Genomic DNA, 17,392 nt, shown 5'->3' on the forward strand with positions numbered 1-17,392 from the left:
CATTTGACAAGTGCACGCTGTTGAGTTCTCAAGGATCGGATGCTCCCACGACCCAGTCATCACAACCAGGCCCGAAGGGCAACTTCTCTATCTTAGCCATCCCGTCTCGCTTGTCAAATCAGCGCGCCGTGCGGATCTTGGATCCGGTGCGCAGCCTGCGACAGCCGCAGATGGGGTGGATCTCCCATCCTAGACGCACGCGTCTGTTCTCACAAGTGAGTGGATTGGGAGGTGGTTCTCCGCTTGAGGGGGGTGAAGCTCTCGGCCTCTCCGCTTCCCTGTGGGGCGAACAAGTAATAAGTTACGTGGGTTCTGGGGTTTTGGCAAATCGGGCCACCACCCCCGGGCGTGTCGTCGCTCCTCTGGAAGGCGCTTTTCCCAGTCCAGCGCCGGTATTCATCACGGATCGCCGCCAGGAGTACGATCGCACCGTGAATGAGCCTGCGAATCACTGCCCTGTAGCCGCACTGCTGGACCGAGTGTGGGCAGACCTCGGCATCGACGCGGGGTTCGCCGACGCCGACGCTCCACCCCGTCATCCTGTGCCTCTTCCGTCGCGCCTTGCGACGGGTGAGCTGGCATGGGCGAGCGTCCGCGCCGCATGCCTAGCGTCCGGCATCGGCACCCTCCCCGACCCCGACCGCGTAGCCGTCGCCTATCGGAGTGATCGTGCTCTCACCGTCGAGGGCGCCTCGCCCGATGTCTGGTCGCCGTACTCGGGGTTCTTCCGCGCATCCGACGGGTGGATCCGCACTCATGGGAACTATCCGCACCACGCGACGCGCCTGCACGCCGCACTGGATCTGTCCCCCGGCGCCGATGCCGACGATGTGCGCAAAGCCATCCTGCCGTTGAGCGCTGCCGAGGCGGTGGATCGCATCACGGCCGAGCGCGGGCTGGCCGTGCGCGTTCAGCAGGAGAACCCGGAGCACGACGCGAAGCTGCGCGCCACTCCCCTGCTCCAGGTCGAGCGGATCGACCTCCCCTCTCGTGGTGGACGACACGGCGCGGGCACTCGGGACGATCGCGCGCCACTCGCCGGCGTCCGGGTGCTCGACCTCACTCGGGTGATCGCCGGCCCCGTGTGCACTCGCACCCTCGCGCTTCTGGGCGCCGACGTGCTCCGCATCGATCCACCGCATCTGGTCGAACCCGAGTGGCAGCACCTCGACACCGGTCACGGCAAGAGGTCAGCGCTGCTCGACGCTCGTACCGATCGGTTCGAGGAACTGCTCACATCGGCTGACGTCGTCGTTCTGGGGTATCGGCCGGAGGCCCTCGACCGTCTCGGGCTGTCGGCAGCCGCATTGCTCGAGCGACAGCCCGGTCTGGTCGTCGCCCAGCTCAGCGCCTGGGGCATCGAGGAACCGTCCCGTGCCGGGTTCGACAGTCTCGTGCAGGCCGAGGCCGGCATAGCCATGACCGAGACCCTCGACGGTGATCGCCCTGGCGTTCTGCCTGCACAGGCTCTCGACCACAGTGCGGGGTATCTCCTCGCGACCGCGGTCATCTCGCTTCTCGAGCGACGTCGGCGCGAAGGTGGAGGCTGGGTGGTGCGAACCTCACTGCGTCGGATTGCGGCCGAGCTCCTCGGGATGCCGCGATTCTCCCGACCGGAAGCGGGACAGGAGCTGGACCTCACCGCCCATACGTCCGCATTCGAGGTCGCAGGGCAGACCGTCGTCACCGCCTCATCAGTGCTTCCCGGCTTCGAGTTCGCAGCTCCCCACCGCTGGGGATCCGATCAGCCTCGCTGGTGAAGACGGCGGAACAGTGGCAGCGAGAGGCAGAGCGCGAGCGTCAGGACACCCCACAGCGCACACGCCGGCGGCAGCATCCGGTAGGCCAGATGCTGATACGTGAACCCGTCGGTGAACGGTCCGTACGCCGCGTATCCCACGACCCACGCCGTGATCAGCACTGCGGGAAGCGACAACCACCACGCGAGTCGGACGGCTCCTGGCACGGAGCGCTCAACGTCGTCGCGAGGATCGGCGCGACGCAGCCGCAGGATGGCCCAGCTGCCGATGACGAGGAGCCCGATCACGCTCGATCCGTGCTGCAGCCACTTGTACCCCGTCAACGGGCCCCACATGACGTCGAGCGCGGGAAGCGCATCCACTCCCCATCGACCCTCGTGCGTGAACAGATCCCAGACGATGTGCGTCAGGGCGCCCAGCACGAGCGAGGCCGCGAGCATGATCGGGTACAGCCGATTCTGCGCGCCGATGCCGACGGCCGCTCGCGCGGCCGCGATGCCGGACTCCGACCAGTCGGCGGGCAGTCGCCGAGCCAGCCAGAGCGGTGACAGCTCTCCGACCGCCGGGCGCAGCACCACGCGCCACAGCAGGAACAGAACGAAGGCGACCAGCGCGGTCCAGAGCACGTTGCCGAACGTGTGGGTGAACGAGTACTGGAGGCCGATGCCCCGGAGGAACAGGGGAAGGTCCGGGGTCATGGCACCGATCGCGATCGCGGCCGGCACGAGCGGGGTGCGGATGAAGGGCAGGGCGACCAGCGCGTGACTCGGCGTGAACGGCATCGGCTCTCTCCTGACGAGCTGGGTGGCGAGAAACGTGACGGCGGTCGTCCGAGAGCTCCTCAGACGGCCGCCGTCATGCAATCAGAAACGTATCTTCAGGCGACGAAGACTCCTGCGAGAGTCTTCTTGCCGCGGCGAAGCACGGAGACCCCGCCCGGCAGGGTCCCCTGCACGGTGGCCGAGTCGTCCTCGACGCGTGCGCCGTCGAGCGACACCCCGCCCTGGTTGATCGCACGGCGCGCTTCGGACAGGCTGGATACCAGCCCGGTGGCGACGAGCGCATCCACGACCGGTGAACCGGCGTCGACTGTCGCGTGCGGCAGCTCTTCCAGGGCGGTGCGCAGCGTCGACGCGTCGAGCGCGGTCAGGTCACCCTGACCGAACAGCGCGTCGGATGCGGCGATCACGGCCGCCGTCGCATCGATCCCGTGGACGGTCGCCACGACCTCGAGCGCCAGACGCTTCTGGGCAGCGCGACGGAAGGGCTCGGACTCGACGAGCGCCTCGTACTCCTCGATCTCGGCGCGGGTCAGGAACGTGAACACCTTGAGCCGCTCGATGACGTCGGCGTCAGCCGTGCTGAGCCAGAACTGGTACATCCGGTAGGGGCTGCACATCTCGGCATCGAGCCAGATCGCATTGCCCTCGCTCTTACCGAACTTGGTTCCGTCGCTGTTGGTGATCAGCGGTGTGCCGATCGCGTGCGCAGCGACCCCCTCGGCGCGACGGATGAGGTCGGTGCCGCTGGTCAGGTTGCCCCACTGGTCGGAACCGCCCGTCTGCAGGACGCAGTCGTACTGGCGGTAGAGCTCGAGGAAGTCCATCCCCTGCAGGATCTGGTAGCTGAACTCGGTGTAGCTGATGCCCTCATCCGAGTTCAGGCGCGCGGCGACAGCATCCTTCTTCAGCATCGTGCCGACTCGGTAGTACTTGCCGATCTCGCGCAGGAAGTCGATAGCCGACATCGGCGCCGTCCAGTCGAGATTGTTGACGATGCGCGCGGCGTTCTCACCCTCGAAGCTCAGGTAGCGCTCGACCTGCGCCCTCAGGCGACCCACCCACTCCTCGACCGTCTCGCGGGTGTTGAGCGTGCGCTCGGCCGTGGGACGTGGGTCACCGATCAGGCCGGTGGAGCCACCGACGAGGCCGAGGGGCTTGTGACCGGCGAGCTGGATGCGACGCAATGTCAGCAGCTGCACCAGGTTTCCGAGGTGCAGGCTGGCGGCTGTCGGGTCGAAACCGCAGTAATACGTGATCGGGTCCCCGGCGAGAAGGGCGCGCAGCGCCTCCTGGTCAGTGGACACGTGGACGAGGCCGCGCCACAGCAGTTCGTCCCACACGTTCTCGAACGTGGGGTCGATCGCCGGCGGGGCGGTCGTCAGAGCGGAATTCGACACGCGCCCCAGGCTATCAGCGGTCGGGGCACGCGAAACGCCGTGACCGCGGTCGATCAGCTGTGCGCAGCCCACCACACGAGGAAGGCCGCGCCCAACCCGATGACCCAGCTCACGAGACTGCCGACGAGGAAGTACTCCGCGCGCGCCCCGGTCTCTCCGTCGCGCGAGATCTCGGGGAAGCGGACGATTCCTTTGGCTGCCAGCATCGCGGCGAGAATCGGATACGCGGCGGCCAGGGTGAGGAGCATCACGAGAATGCGTTCGAGCGGACCGATCAGTCGACCGCCCTTGAAACCGGCTCGGGGATCGCGTGCGGGGACGGCGTCGGCTTCGCCCGCCTGCTCGGCCTTTTCTGCGTCCGCTGAGCCGGAACCACCCGCGCCGATCACACCGATCACACCGTCATCCAGGAGAGCGCCAGCGGCCACCGGATGCGAGACCGGGGCGTCGGAAGCCGTCGGCTGCGCGCCTGCGGTGTCGAGCGCCGTGGGTCGCCGTAATTCGGCAGGCCGCCACGTGTGCTCGCCGTCGAGCGCTGCCCGGACCACGAGATTGGCGGACTCCAGGAGGAACACCCCGGTGCCCACCGTGAGGATCGCGAGATCGAACGAGACCTCTCCGAACGGCGAGCGCATGCTCCACACCGAGCCGATCAGACCGGCATCCGCTCGGGCGCCCAGCCAGACGACCGATCCGATGCTCAACACACCCAGCAGCACGGCGGGCCAGAAGCCGAGTGGCGCACGCCTCGCGGATGGCATGCACCACACCCAGAGCGCCCCCACCGCGAGCCCCAGCATCATGGGCAGCAGCGCATCGCTCACGCTGCCGAGCAGAAGGAGGATCACTGCCACGGTGAGGTAGCCGACCCATCGATGCGGGGCGAACTGGCGGACGAGATCGGCTGAGCCCACGGCCAGCAGGATGAATCCGGCGACGATCATGCTCTCGCCCCCCTCAGCGCGGCCACGCCTTCGATGAGCGCGGCGCTGCCGGCGTTGCGCAGAGACTTCGAGACGCTGGGCTGCGAAATGCCCTCCTCGGCGGCGAGGTCATGCTGCGATCTGCCGACCAGGCGGCCGAAGGTCAGGCGACGTTCACGCTCGTTCATCGCCCCGACCAGCTCGTCGCGGACGAGGAGGTAGGCGTTCGATGAGGCGATCGTGCTGTCCATGACCTCATCCTGCCCCGGGGCTCCGACAATCCACGTGCGCGTGCGCGGTACGGTGCGACTCTCCCTCGCATGCACGGTCTCGATCGCGGCACGCGCCGCGTACCACCCTGGTCCGTCGGCGAGTTCGCCGTGCACGGAGTCGACAGAACGCACGTCGCCTACACCGATCCCGAATCGGAAGGCGATGCCGTCAGGAAGTGCGAGCTGGATCATCAGCAGCGACACCATCGCGTCCTCGAGTCCGAGGTAGACGCCTTGCTGCTCATCCCCTACCGTGGGCGTCAGCGCGTGGTGCGCGAGGGGCAGATGCTTCTCGACACGAGCGATGGTGTCATCGAGCACGCGCTGCGCCGCAGAACGATCATCGAGCTTGCGAGACCCCACGATGTCGGCGAGCACGGCGATGACCATGTGATAACCGTATCACGAATAACTTACGTTTATGCCCTATTTGGCTATAGTCTGAGAACATGCCTGAATCAGACATCATCTCCTGGTCCGAAGGGTCTTGGACCCACGCCCCCGCTCAGCTCGCCCCCGGCGACGACCACCTGGACGTGACCGCCGCAGAGGGCAGCGACGCCTGGCGACACACCGCCTACGGATTCGTGCACGATACCGAGCACGCTCTGCTCGCTCCCCTGGCGGTGGGCGAGGCGATGGAGGTATCGTTCCGCGCCCCCTGGGACGGGCAGTTCGACCAGGCCGGCGTCTTCGTGCGCATCGACGACGAGCACTGGATCAAGGCGGGCGTCGAGTACGCCGACGACCATCTCGGTCTCGGCGCGGTCGTCACCGACATCCGCTCGGACTGGTCGGTCGGCTATGTCGACGACTGGCACGGCAGCGAGATCACGGTCCGCGTGAGCCGTTGGCCGGATGCCGTGATCGTACGTGCGCGCGCCGACGACGGCGACTGGCGCCTGGTGCGGGTGGCGCCGTTCGACGGTGAGGCCACGGCATCCGCCGGCCCGTTCCTCGCCGGCCCCACGCGCTCAGGACTCGTCGTCCGCTTCACCCGCTGGACGCGCTCGACCGCCGACGTCGCGCTGCACTGAGCCGCGCGGCTTCACTCGACGGTTGACGGAGGGCCGGACGAATCACGGAGGATCTGTCGAAAATCTTCCGCTCATCGTCCGGCCCTCGGCTGATCGTCACGCGGGGTTCTCTCCTCCACGACCGGGGGCCGATCGAACTCATCCACATTTCGCGCGTCACGTTCGACGCACGGTCTGGCGCTGCGGCACGGTGGTCGGATGCTCTCTCCGAAAGACACCATCTCGAGCCTCGGCGGCATCGCCCGGGGCACCCGACTTCAGCAGTTCGGGATCAGCCGTCAAACGCTCGCGAATCAAGTGAGGGCCGGTGCGATCGTCAGGCTGCGTCCCGGCGTCTTCGCCGTCCCTCCGATTGCTCCGTCGCTTCGGGAGGCGATCGCGCACGGAGGTGCTCTGACCTGCGCGAGCGTCCTCAGAGCACACGGAGTCTGGGTTCTCCCTCCGGCCGACGGACTTCACGTGTGGCTCGCCCCGGGACAGCATGCGCTCTCGCACCGTGGTTGCACCTGCACCTCCCACTACTACTCGGGCGATCCTCCCCTCGGTGAGGCGAGCATCGAGATCGCACTGGTGCACCTGTACAAGTGCGCTGGCGCCGAGGCCTTCTACGCCGCATTCGAGTCCGCCTGGAATCTCGGCATGCTCTCGACGCGGAGCCGAATGAGGGTGAGAGCCGCGCTGCCGAATCGGGCTCGTTGGCTCGTCGATCTCGCGCAACCGGATGCCGACAGCGGCCTGGAATCGCTGTTGCGGCTGCGACTGCACCTACTCGGCATCCGACTCGACTGCCAGGTCACGATCCACGGTGTCGGAAGAGTCGACTTCGTCATCGCCGGACGGCTGATCATCGAGGCGGACGGCAAAGGCAACCACGAGGGAGAACTCCGACATAAGGACCTCGTGCGGGATGCTGCCGCGTCACTCCTCGGCTACGAGACGCTGCGGTTCGACTGTGCCCAGATCGTCCATGACTGGGCGACGGTGCAAGCCGCGATTCTCGGCGCTCTGGTCCGCCTCGAGGTGCCGTTGTGACAACGGACGACGGACAGTCCCTCGGACGGATCACGGACCTACGGACGGATCACAGAGAAACTTGCTCAGAACGTCCGCGATGCGTCCGTTCGTCCGCGAATCGTGCCCCATCCGAAGTCGGGTGTCCGAGATCCGGACGGCTGTCACCCGACATCCGCCGCGGCGTCCTGCTAGAGCCCCAGAGCGTGTGCGGCCGCCTGTGCCCTGGCGACCAGTTCGGCACGCTGCTCGGCGACCCGGACAGGGGCAGTTCCGCCGACACCGGTGCGGGAGGCCACGGATCCTTCGATCGTGAGCACCTCGCGCACCTCGGGCACCAGGTGGGGCGACACCGAGATCAGCAACTCGTCGGATGCGTCCTCGAGGCCGATCCCCTGCTCCTCGCAGGCACGCACCAACGCGCCGGAGATCTCGTGCGCATCGCGGAACGGCACACGGCGCTTCACGAGCCACTCGGCGACGTCGGTCGCGAGCGAGAACCCCTGGGGTGCGAGGGCGGCCATGCGCCCGGTGTCGAAGCGCAGCGTCGCGATCATCCCGGCGAAGGCCGGCAGCACGACCTCGAGGGTCTGCACAGAGTCGAAGACCGGCTCCTTGTCTTCCTGCAGGTCGCGGTTGTACGCGAGCGGAAGCCCCTTGAGCGTCGCCATCAGCCCCGACAGGTTGCCGATCAGCCGCCCGGACTTGCCGCGAGCGAGCTCAGCGATGTCGGGGTTCTTCTTCTGCGGCATGATGCTCGAGCCCGTCGAGTACCCGTCGTGCAGAGTCACGAATCCGAACTCGCGAGTGTTCCAGAGGATGATCTCCTCACTCAGACGCGAGATGTCGACGCCGATCATCGCCGTGACGAAGGCGAACTCGGCGACGACGTCGCGCGCCGCGGTTCCATCGAGCGAGTTCTCGGCCGGGCGGTCGAGTCCGAGCTCGGACGCGACCAGCGCGGGGTCGAGTCCGAGCGTCGAGCCCGCGAGAGCTCCCCCGCCGTAGGGCGAGACGCCCGCGCGGCGACGCCAGTCGACCAGACGCTCGAGCTCGCGCACGAGCGGCCATCCGTGGGCCTGCAGGTGGTGCGCGAGGAGCACGGGCTGCGCGTGCTGCAGATGCGTGCGTCCGGGCAGGATCGCCTCGGGGTGCGCCTCCGCCTGTGCGACGAGCGCGTCGATGACCCGCAGGAGGTCACGCGCGATCACCCGGGCGTGGTCGATCAGGTACATGCGCACGAGCGTGGCGATCTGATCGTTGCGGCTGCGGCCGGCACGAAGACGACCGCCGAGCTCTGGCCCGAGTTCGGCGATCAGAGCCTGCTCGAGAGCTCCATGCACGTCCTCATCCGAGGGGACGGGCCGCAGGGTGCCGTCGGCGACCTTGCGCGCCACGGCGTCGAGCCCCTCATGCATCCTGGTGGCCTCGTCGGGTTCGAGGTAGCCGGCGGCCTCCAGCGCTTTCGCGTGCGCGTGCGACCCCGCGATGTCGTACGGTGCGAGAATCCAGTCGAAATGCGTCGACCTGCTCAGCTCGACCAGCTCGGGAGACGGTCCGCTCGCGAAGCGGGCACCCCACAGCGCGCCCTCGTTCGTGCCGTCGTTCTTCGCGTCGACCATCATGCGTCCTTCTTGTCGAGCAGCCAGACGAGCAGGGCCTTCTGCGCGTGGAGGCGGTTCTCCGCCTCGTCCCAGACGACGCTCTGCGGTCCGTCGATGACCTCGGAGTCGACCTCGTAACCTCGGTCCGCGGGGAGGCAGTGGATGAAGATCGCCTCGGAGTCGGCGATCTCCATCGTCTCGGGCGTCACCTTGTAGCCGCCCAGATCGCGGATGCGCGCGAGCTTCTCCTCTTCCTTGCCCATCGACACCCAGGTGTCGGTCACCACGACGTCGGCACCCGCCGCAGCCTCGACCGCATCGGTGAACAGGGTGATCGAGCCCCCGGTCTCCGCCGCGCGGCGGTCGGCCGCCTCGACGACATCCGCACGCGGCGCGTAGTCGGCGGGTGAGGCGATGCGCACGTGCATGCCGGCAGTGACTCCCGCCAATGCGTACGAATGCGCCATGTTGCTCTGCCCGTCGCCGAAGAACGTCAGGGTCAGCCCCTTCAGGTCGCCCTTGTGCTCGCGGATCGTGAGGAGGTCGGCGAGCAGCTGGCACGGGTGGAAGTCGTCCGAGAGTGCGTTGACGACAGGCACCGTGGTACCGGCCGCCATCTCCTCGAGCCCTGCCTGCGCGTACGTGCGCCAGACGATCGCCGCGACCTGGCGCTCGAGCACACGAGCGGTGTCGGACGGGGTCTCCTTGCCGCCCAGCTGACTGCTGGCTGTCGAGATGATCAACGGTGAACCACCGAGGTCGGCGATCCCGACGGCGAACGAGACACGGGTGCGGGTGGACGACTTGTCGAAGATCACCGCGACAGTCTGAGGGCCTTCGAGGGCCTTGTTCGCCCAGCGGTCCTTCTTCAGCTCGATGGCGAGATCGAGGATCTCCGCCTGCTCAGCGGGGGTCAGATCGTCGTCACGCAGCAGGTGGCGGGTCATGCGAGGGCCTTTCCGGATTCGGCGAGGGATGCCTGGACGTCGGAGAGCGACGCGGCGAAGAGCTCACGGAACTCGGCGAGTTCGGCGTCTCCGATGGTGAGGGCCGGCGCGATGCGCACGGTCTCGGGGTTCGCGGCGTTCACGATGAGGCCGCGCTGTTGGGCGGCGGCGACCACGTCATTCGCGACGGGGGCGCCCAGAGCCACCCCGATCAGGAGTCCGCGGCCACGCACTCCTGTGACGAGGGGCGAGTCGATACCGGCGATGATCTCGCGGATCTCCTCGCCACGACGCGCGGCGTTGTCGACAAGACCCGCGCTCTCGATCTCGGTGAGCACTGCGTCGGCGACGGCGGTCGCCAGCGGGTTGCCGCCGAACGTGGAGCCGTGCGAGCCCGGGGTGAAAAGCGAGCTCGCGGAGCCATACGTCACAAGGGCTCCGATCGGGAAGCCTCCGCCGATTCCCTTCGCGAGCGTGATGGCGTCAGGGGTGATGCCTTCGTGGCTGAAGCCGAACCAGGCACCCGTGCGCCCTGCACCCGTCTGGATCTCGTCGACGATGAGCAGCGCCCCGTGCGTCAGCGTGAGCGACCTCGCGGCCTGGAGGTACCCCTCGGGCAGCTCGACGACGCCCGCCTCGCCCTGGATCGGCTCGACGATCACGGCGGCGACGCGGTCGTCCATCGCGGCCCCGAGGGCCTCGATCGTCGCCGGGATGTGCTCGACTCCCCCGGGCATGGGCTCGAAGGGCGCGCGCATGGCCGCCTTCGCCGTGAGCGCGAGCGAGCCCATCGTGCGCCCGTGGAATCCGTTCTCGAGCGCGAGGATGCGGGGCTTCTCCGTTCCGCCGTGCAGGCGAGCGAGCTTGAACGCGGCCTCGTTCGCCTCGGCGCCGGAGTTCGAGAAGAACACGCGCCCGTCGATCCCGGCACCGGCGAGGCGCTTCAACCGTGCGGCGAGCGCGAGCTGCGACGGCGTCGCGAAGTAGTTCGACACATGGGCGAGAGTCGCCGCCTGCCGCGACACGGCCTCGACGAACACGGGATGCGCGTGCCCGAGCGAGGTCACCGCGATGCCGGCGAGGAAGTCGAGGTGGCGCTTGCCCTCGGAATCCCAGAGGTACGATCCCTCACCGCGGGTCAGCATGGCCAATCGGGGCCCTGCGTTGAGGACCAGATCGCTTGCTGCGTCGTCCTGCCAGTTGCTCATGCCTTCACTCCTGCGCTTCCCATGACCACTTCTGTTCCGATTCCCTTGCTGGTGAAGAGTTCGACGAGCACCGAGTGCGGCACGCGTCCGTCGATGATCGCGGCGGCGTCGACGCCGCCCTCGATCGCGTCCAGGCAGGCCTTCATCTTCGGGATCATGCCGGACTCCAGGGTCGGCAGCATCTCGATGAGGGCCTCCGACGTGAGGTGCGACACGAGAGAGTCGCGATTGGGCCAGTCGGCGTACAGCCCGGGTACGTCCGTGAGGATGACGAGCTTGCGCGCCTTGAGAGCCACCGCGAGCGCGGCAGCCGCGGCATCCGCGTTCACATTCAGCGACTGGCCCGGGTGATCGAGGTCGGGGGCGATGCTCGAGACCACAGGAACGCGACCGGCCGCGAGGTGATCGAGCACCGGCGTCGGGTCGACCTCGACGACGTCGCCCACCCGACCGAGGTCGATCTCCTCGCCGTCGATCACGACGCCGCGGCGGCGCCCGCCGAACAGCCCCGCATCTTCACCGCTGAGCCCTGTCGCGATCGGACCGTGGGAGTTGATCTTCGAGACCAGCTGCGGGTTCACCTGGCCGGTGAGCACCATGCGCACGACGCTGATCGCCTCGGTGTTGGTGACCCGGTATCCGCCCTTGAACTCGCTCGGGATCTCGAGGCGCTGGAGCATGTCGGAGATCTGCGGTCCGCCGCCGTGCACGACGACCGGCAGCACGCCGACGTACCGCAAGTAGGCGATGTCCTGTGCGAAGGCCTCCTGCAGCTCGTCCGAGACCATCGCATTGCCGCCGTACTTGACGACGACGATCTGATCGCGGAACTTCTTCAGCCACGGGAGCGACTCGATGAGCGTCGCGGCCTTGACGGCGGCGACGTCAGGCGTGGTGTCCTGAATGTCGGTCATGAGGCGTAGGCGCTGTTCTCGTGCACGTAGTCGTGGGTCAGGTCGTTGGTGAGGATCGTCGCGGTCGCCTCGCCGACCTTGAGATCGATCACGAGGTGCGTGGCGCGAGGGGTGAGATCGACCTCTTCGCGCGGCCGATCGGGGCCGCCCTCGCTGCACACCCGGACGCCGTTCATCCAGACGTCGACGTCGTACGGGTCGAACTGCGCGTTGGTCGTGCCGATCGCGGCGAGCACCCGCCCCCAGTTGGGGTCGTTGCCGAAGATCGCGGCCTTGAAGAGGTTGTTCCGTGCGACCGAGCGGCCCACCTCGACGGCCTCCCCCTCGGTGGCGGCGTGCCGCACCTCGATGGTGATGTCGTGGCTCGCACCCTCGGCGTCGCTCTGGAGCTTCACCGCGAGCACCTGGCACAGCTCTGCGAGTGCCGCTGAGAAGTCCTTCAGATCGGGGGTCACCCCGGAGGCGCCGTTGGCGAGCAGCGTGACCTGGTCGTTGGTCGACATGCAGCCGTCGGAGTCGAGGCGATCGAACGTGGTGCCGGTCGCGAATCGCAACGCCGCATCGGCCTCGAGAGGCTCGAGCACGGCATCCGTCGTGAGGACGACGAGCATCGTCGCGAGGCCGGGAGCGAGCATGCCCGCACCCTTGGCCATGCCGCCGATGGTCCAGCCGTCCCGACTCACGACAGCGGTCTTCGAGACGCTGTCGGTGGTCATGATGGCCTCGGCCGCGACCTGGCCGCCGTCGGTCGACAGCTCGGCGATCGCCTGTTCGGTGCCCGAGAGCACCTTGCCACGGAAGATCTCGTCGCCTACGCCGATGAGGCCGGTCGAGCAGACCAGCACGTCGCCGGCACTGACACCGAGAAGCTCTGCCGCCTTCTCGGCGGTCTGGTGGGTCGTCTGGAAACCGAAGCTGCCGGTGAAGCAGTTCGCTCCGCCGGAGTTCAGAACGACGGCTTCGACGACGCGGTCGGCCACCACCTGCTGCGACCAGATGATCGGGTTGGCCTTGGCGCGGTTGCTCGTGAACACGGCTGCACCGACCTTGCGGGGGCCGCGATTGACGACGACCGCGACATCGGGCTTGCCGGTCGACTTGAGGCCGGCGGCTACTCCGGCCGCCTCGAATCCTGCGGGGGCGGTGACGCTCACGGCGCGACTCCGTTCACTGAGAGGGCGCGGGACTCTGGCAGTCCCAGCGCGAGGTTCATGGATTGGACGGCAGCGCCTGCGGTGCCCTTGACGAGATTGTCGACCGCAGTGACCACCGTCACGCGGTTCGCCGGCCGGTCGATCGCGAGGCCGATCAGTGCGGTGTTGGCCCCGAGCACGTCGGCGGTACGAGGGAAGTGCCCCGCAGGCAGCAGCTGCACGAAGGTCTCGTCACCGTAGGCGCCCTCCCATGCGGCGCGAATCTCCGCATCGCTGGCATCGCCGACGATCGGCGCGGTGGAGGTGGCGAGGATCCCCCGAGACATCGGCACGATCACCGGAGTGAAGGAGATACGGATGCCGTCGGGCGCCGCTCCGGATGCCGCCGCGAGCGCCTGGCGGATCTCGGGGATGTGCCGGTGGGTGCCGCCGACCGCATACGGGTTGGCGCTGCCGAGTATCTCGCCTGCGAGCAGGTTGGTCTTGAGGCTCTTGCCCGCCCCCGACGGGCCGACGGCGAGCACCGAGACGATGTCGCCCGCGTCGATCACACCGGCGGCGACGCCGGGCGCGAGACTCAGGCTCACGGTCGAGGCGTTGCAGCCGGGAGCGGCGATCCGCTTCGCGTCTCGCAGTGTCTCGCGCTGCTTGTTCCCGCCGACGAGCAACTCGGGGACGCCGTAGGCCCACGGCTCGTGGAAGTCGCCGCCGTAGAAGGCGTCCCAGGACTCGCGCGAGGTCAGACGATGATCGGCCCCTGCGTCGATCACCAGCGGGGTGTCGCCGAGCGCATCCGTGTACTGACCGGACTGGCCGTGCGGCAGAGCGAGGAAGACGATGTCGTGCCCGGCGAGCGTCTCGGGCGTGGTGTCCTGCAGGGTGAGGTGTGCGAGTGACCGCAGGTGCGGCTGATGCTGCACGAGCGGCTGACCGGCGTTCGAGTGCGCCGTCACGGTGCGGATCTCGATGTCCGGGTGAGACGCGAGGAGGCGCAGGATCTCGCCGCCCGCATAGCCGGATGCGCCGGAGACGGCGACGGAGTACGTCATTCTTCTACCTTAACGGTCGGACCCCGTGTCGAACGCGGGGTGCAGTGTCGGGAACCGGGGCGGCGACACCGGCACTCGACCGCCGTGCGTATGCAGGCAGAAGCGCAGGGTCGCCTAGAGTCGGCGGCCGCTGCGGCGTCGGCGCACGGCGATTACGCTCGGGACGAGCGTCAGAGGAGCGGTGGCGGCCGAAGGCATGCCGCGACGATAGCGCGCTCGTCGCGGCATGCGCAAATCCGGTCCGTCATGCAGAGACCGCGGTGCCGAACGGCGCAGCGAAGAAGGCGAGCTCGTGAGCGCTCGACGTCTCGAATGCCCGCAGCATCCGCGCTCGAACGCGGGCGGATGCCGCAGCGCCCGCCGCGGTGACATAGCCGATCGCCTGATCGGTCGCCGCCTCGAACGCGGGGTCGGCGTAGGTGGCGAGCCACGATGCGTACGGATGCCGTGGGTCACGGGCGAAGTCGCCGAACTCCCCCGCGTGCAGACGGCGCCCGAGATCGGTGTAGAGCCAGAAGCACGGCAGCACGGCCGCGATCAGCTCGGCGTAGTCGCCACCGAAGGCGACGGATCGCAGATGGTCGAGATACGCGACTGTCGCAGGCGCGGGCACGGCCGCGAAGGTGCCGAGATCCACTCCCTCACCGGGCGTCAGCCAGGATGCGTGCAGTTCGAGCTCGCCGACGATCGCCCCCTCGGCCGAATGCGCCCAGAACGCCTGCTCGTGGGGCGTGGGGGCGAGCCGCGAGGCCTCGGCGAGCACGCGGGAATAGTCGCGGAGATACAGCGCGTCCTGCGCGAGGTAGAACAGGAACGGCTCCTGTTCGAGAGTGCCGTCGGCCAGGCCGCGGATGAACGGGAGGCTGTCTATCCCCGACCGCACGGCGGCCGTTCGCTGCCACCAGTCCGCGCGGATCTGTTCCGCAGTCTTGGTCGTCTCGACCCCGCCGCGCTGCCAGAGACCCGCGAAGTGATTGATCGGCCCGTGACCGCGGCCGACGTGCAGGCCCCCGCTCTCGCGCAACGCCTCACGCAGCCACGCCCGCGACGAGGCGACGGCCTCGACGGGGCTCTCGCCGCGAGCGAGACGGGTGGCCAGCGCGGAAGACAGGGAGCAGCCGGTGCCGTGCGTGTTCGCGGTGCGGATGCGTGACCCCGGATACTCCGCCCGCACTCTCCGGGCAACGTCAACGAGCCCATCCGGCACATCGTCGCCGTCGAGGTGCCCGCCCTTGACGAGCACCGCCGCGTCGATACGCGATGACAGCTCCTCCGCCGCGGCGACCGCGTCGTCCCATCCCGAGATGGGTCGTCCTGCCAGCACCGCGAGTTCTTCGAGGTTGGGGGTCACGACATGAGCACGTTCGAGCAGCGAGCGCAGTGCGGCCTCGGCATCCTGATCGAGCAGCCTGTCGCCGCTGGTGGCCACCATGACAGGGTCGAGCACGACGATCGGCGGGTTCACGGCATCGAGCCAGTCTGCGACGGTGCGGATGACGTCGGCGTTCGCGAGCATCCCGATCTTCACCGCATCGACGACGATGTCGTCTGAGATCGCGTCGAGCTGCTGCCGGAGGAATATCGCGGGCGGCACGTGCACTCCACGCACCCCGACGGTGTTCTGGGCGGTGAGGGCGGTGAGCGCGGCCATGCCGTATCCGCCGTTGGCGGCGATCGACTTGAGATCGGCCTGTATCCCTGCGCCGCCCGACGGATCGCTGCCGGCGATGCTGAGCACCCGCGGCGTGCCGGATGCCCGCCAGCGGCGCACGAAGTCGCCCGCAGCGCGGGTCGGATCGTCCACCGCGCAGAGCGCCGACACCACGGCGAGTCCTGCGGCACCCGCATCGCGAAGCGATTCGGTGTCGTCGATGCCGACGCCACCGATGGCGACGCACGGAAGCGCCGTCGTCTCGACGAGGGCACGAAATCCCTCGACGCCGAGGGCCGGCGGATGGTCGGGCTTGGTGCTGGTGGGGCGGATGACGCCGACCCCCAGATAGTCGACCGTACCGAGCGGGAGCGCGCGCACCGCCTCGAAATGTTCCCGGCTGTTCGCCGTGAGGCCGATGACCGCGTCGGGACCGAGCATCTCGCGCGCCCGCAGCACGGAGTCGTCCCCCTGTCCGAGGTGCACCCCGTCGACCCTTGCGCCCTGTACACGGGCGGCGAGAGCAGCATCGAGGCGATCGTTCACCACGAGCAGCGCTCGCCCGTCGATCACGCGCGAGAGATCGACGAGCTGAGCGACGATCTCGGCATCCGTCGCGGTCTTGTCGCGCAGCTGCACGATCCGCACACCCCCATCGACGGCCTGCCGCACGGTATCCACGACGCCCCGCTCACCGCAGAGTGCGGGATCCGTCACGAGATACAGCGAGAGATCGACGATCACAGCGTGCGCTCCTCGACCCGTGCCGCCGCAGCGATCTGCTGCGGCGTGACGGTGGCGAGCGCGTCGAGCAGCGCGACCGCGAAACTTCCGGGCCCCGCTGCATGAGTCGCGGCGTGCTCGGCTGCGACCGTGTAGACCAGACTCGCCGAGGCGACTGCGGTGAGCGGATCTATGCCCGACTCGCGCGCCGCCCCGAGGAAGGCCGCCATCACGGCACCCAGCGCGCACCCTCCGCCGGTGACACGGGTGAGCATCTCGTGTCCGTTGGCGATGCGCACCACGCGCCGCCCGTCGGTGATGAGGTCGACCGGCCCCGACACCGCGACGACCGATCCGTGCCGGGCGGCGAGCTCCAGCGCCGCCTCTTCAGCGGCTTCGGTGCTGTCGGTGGCATCGACGCCTCGGCCACCCGCACTGAGCCCGGCCAGGGCGAGGATCTCTGAGGCATTGCCTCGAATCGCGGTGGGGCGCGACGCGGCGAGCTCGTGCGCCAGCGCCGTGCGCACGGGCAGTGCTCCGATCGCCACGGGATCGAGCACCCACGGAGTGCCCGCGGCTGCCGCGCCTGTCACGGCCTGGAGGCTCGCGGCCCGCTGCTCTGGCGTGGGCGTGCCGAGGTTGATCAGCAGTCCGGACGCCACCCCCGCGAACAGGCCGGCCTCGTCGACGATGTCGACCATCGCCGGGGCCGCGCCGAGGGCCAGCAGCACGTTGGCGGTGAAGCCGGTGACGACGCTGTTCGTGATGCAGTGGGTCAGCGGTGGTGTCTCGCGGAGCGCGGACAGCAGCTCGGCGGCCGACGCCGCGAGGGTCGAATCGGTATGTGGACGCAGACGATCGCTCAATGCGACATCCCTTCGCTAGTACGAACTAGATCAGGTTCGACGGGTCTGTTCTCAGCCGCGGATGCGGCACCCCGTGTCACTGCTCGCAGTCTAG

The 17,392-nt window shown here is 68.4% G+C and carries 15 protein-coding genes and 1 riboswitch; of the genes, 3 read left to right on the plus strand and 12 right to left on the minus strand.

Features of this window, described 5'->3' with window-relative positions:
- Nucleotides 1-431 precede the first annotated feature (431 nt).
- A complete protein-coding gene (locus ACIOU8_RS15560; protein WP_400791353.1) occupies nucleotides 432-1,760 on the plus strand; it encodes a CoA transferase in 1,329 nt (442 codons plus the stop codon).
- Here ACIOU8_RS15560 and ACIOU8_RS15565 read toward each other — a convergent pair.
- The 4 genes from ACIOU8_RS15565 to ACIOU8_RS15580 form a co-directional block, all read right to left on the minus strand.
- Nucleotides 1,745-2,542, minus strand: coding sequence for a DUF4184 family protein (locus ACIOU8_RS15565; RefSeq protein ID WP_400791356.1), 798 nt, complete (start codon nucleotides 2,540-2,542; stop codon nucleotides 1,745-1,747). The two genes, ACIOU8_RS15560 and ACIOU8_RS15565, sit on opposite strands and share 16 nt — an antisense overlap.
- Nucleotides 2,543-2,637: 95 nt before the next feature.
- Nucleotides 2,638-3,939 (minus strand): tyrosine--tRNA ligase, encoded by a 1,302-nt coding sequence (tyrS, locus tag ACIOU8_RS15570; RefSeq protein WP_400791359.1) that lies wholly within the window; start codon nucleotides 3,937-3,939, stop codon nucleotides 2,638-2,640.
- Nucleotides 3,940-3,992: 53 nt separating this feature from the next.
- Complete coding sequence (locus ACIOU8_RS15575; protein ID WP_400791362.1) at nucleotides 3,993-4,883, minus strand: hypothetical protein; 891 nt, start codon at nucleotides 4,881-4,883, stop codon at nucleotides 3,993-3,995.
- Entirely contained in the window at nucleotides 4,880-5,524 is a 645-nt protein-coding gene (locus ACIOU8_RS15580) for a SatD family protein (RefSeq protein ID WP_400791366.1), read from the minus strand. Before ACIOU8_RS15580 ends, ACIOU8_RS15575 begins: the two co-directional genes overlap by 4 nt.
- A 59-nt stretch (nucleotides 5,525-5,583) precedes the next feature.
- On the opposite strand from ACIOU8_RS15580, the gene ACIOU8_RS15585 reads away from it, so the two are divergent.
- Together ACIOU8_RS15585 and ACIOU8_RS15590 are read left to right on the plus strand one after the other, a co-directional pair.
- Nucleotides 5,584-6,171 (plus strand): DUF1349 domain-containing protein, encoded by a 588-nt coding sequence (locus ACIOU8_RS15585; protein WP_400791369.1) that lies wholly within the window; start codon nucleotides 5,584-5,586, stop codon nucleotides 6,169-6,171.
- Nucleotides 6,172-6,369: 198 nt separating this feature from the next.
- A complete protein-coding gene (locus ACIOU8_RS15590; protein WP_400791371.1) occupies nucleotides 6,370-7,203 on the plus strand; it encodes a DUF559 domain-containing protein in 834 nt (277 codons plus the stop codon).
- Between the two features lie 170 nt (nucleotides 7,204-7,373).
- On the opposite strand, the gene argH is transcribed toward ACIOU8_RS15590, so the two are convergent.
- The 8 genes from argH to thiM form a co-directional block, all read right to left on the minus strand.
- On the minus strand, nucleotides 7,374-8,804 hold the full coding sequence (argH, locus tag ACIOU8_RS15595; RefSeq protein ID WP_400791903.1) for an argininosuccinate lyase: 1,431 nt from the start codon (nucleotides 8,802-8,804) through the stop codon (nucleotides 7,374-7,376).
- Entirely contained in the window at nucleotides 8,804-9,733 is a 930-nt protein-coding gene (gene argF / locus ACIOU8_RS15600) for an ornithine carbamoyltransferase (protein ID WP_056373277.1), read from the minus strand. The genes argH and argF overlap by 1 nt, the downstream gene beginning before the upstream one ends.
- Nucleotides 9,730-10,941, minus strand: coding sequence for an acetylornithine transaminase (locus ACIOU8_RS15605; protein WP_400791375.1), 1,212 nt, complete (start codon nucleotides 10,939-10,941; stop codon nucleotides 9,730-9,732). Before ACIOU8_RS15605 ends, argF begins: the two co-directional genes overlap by 4 nt.
- Complete coding sequence (gene argB, locus ACIOU8_RS15610) at nucleotides 10,938-11,855, minus strand: acetylglutamate kinase (RefSeq protein ID WP_042536571.1); 918 nt, start codon at nucleotides 11,853-11,855, stop codon at nucleotides 10,938-10,940. Before argB ends, ACIOU8_RS15605 begins: the two co-directional genes overlap by 4 nt.
- Nucleotides 11,852-13,009 carry a bifunctional glutamate N-acetyltransferase/amino-acid acetyltransferase ArgJ gene (gene argJ, locus ACIOU8_RS15615; protein ID WP_400791378.1) on the minus strand — a complete coding sequence of 386 codons (1,158 nt, stop codon included), beginning with the start codon at nucleotides 13,007-13,009 and terminating at the stop codon, nucleotides 11,852-11,854. Before argJ ends, argB begins: the two co-directional genes overlap by 4 nt.
- Nucleotides 13,006-14,058: an N-acetyl-gamma-glutamyl-phosphate reductase gene (argC, locus tag ACIOU8_RS15620; RefSeq protein WP_400791381.1), complete on the minus strand. Its 1,053-nt coding sequence runs from the start codon at nucleotides 14,056-14,058 to the stop codon at nucleotides 13,006-13,008. The genes argJ and argC overlap by 4 nt, the downstream gene beginning before the upstream one ends.
- Before the next feature lie 244 nt (nucleotides 14,059-14,302).
- Complete coding sequence (locus tag ACIOU8_RS15625) at nucleotides 14,303-16,453, minus strand: bifunctional hydroxymethylpyrimidine kinase/phosphomethylpyrimidine kinase (protein ID WP_400791384.1); 2,151 nt, start codon at nucleotides 16,451-16,453, stop codon at nucleotides 14,303-14,305.
- Entirely contained in the window at nucleotides 16,450-17,298 is an 849-nt protein-coding gene (gene thiM, locus ACIOU8_RS15630) for a hydroxyethylthiazole kinase (RefSeq protein ID WP_400791387.1), read from the minus strand. Before thiM ends, ACIOU8_RS15625 begins: the two co-directional genes overlap by 4 nt.
- Nucleotides 17,289-17,382, minus strand: a riboswitch (TPP riboswitch). Its footprint overlaps the gene before it by 10 nt.
- Nucleotides 17,383-17,392 lie beyond the last annotated feature (10 nt).

Source organism: Microbacterium sp. NPDC087589, assembly GCF_044743635.1.
In the GTDB taxonomy this organism is placed as follows: domain Bacteria; phylum Actinomycetota; class Actinomycetes; order Actinomycetales; family Microbacteriaceae; genus Microbacterium.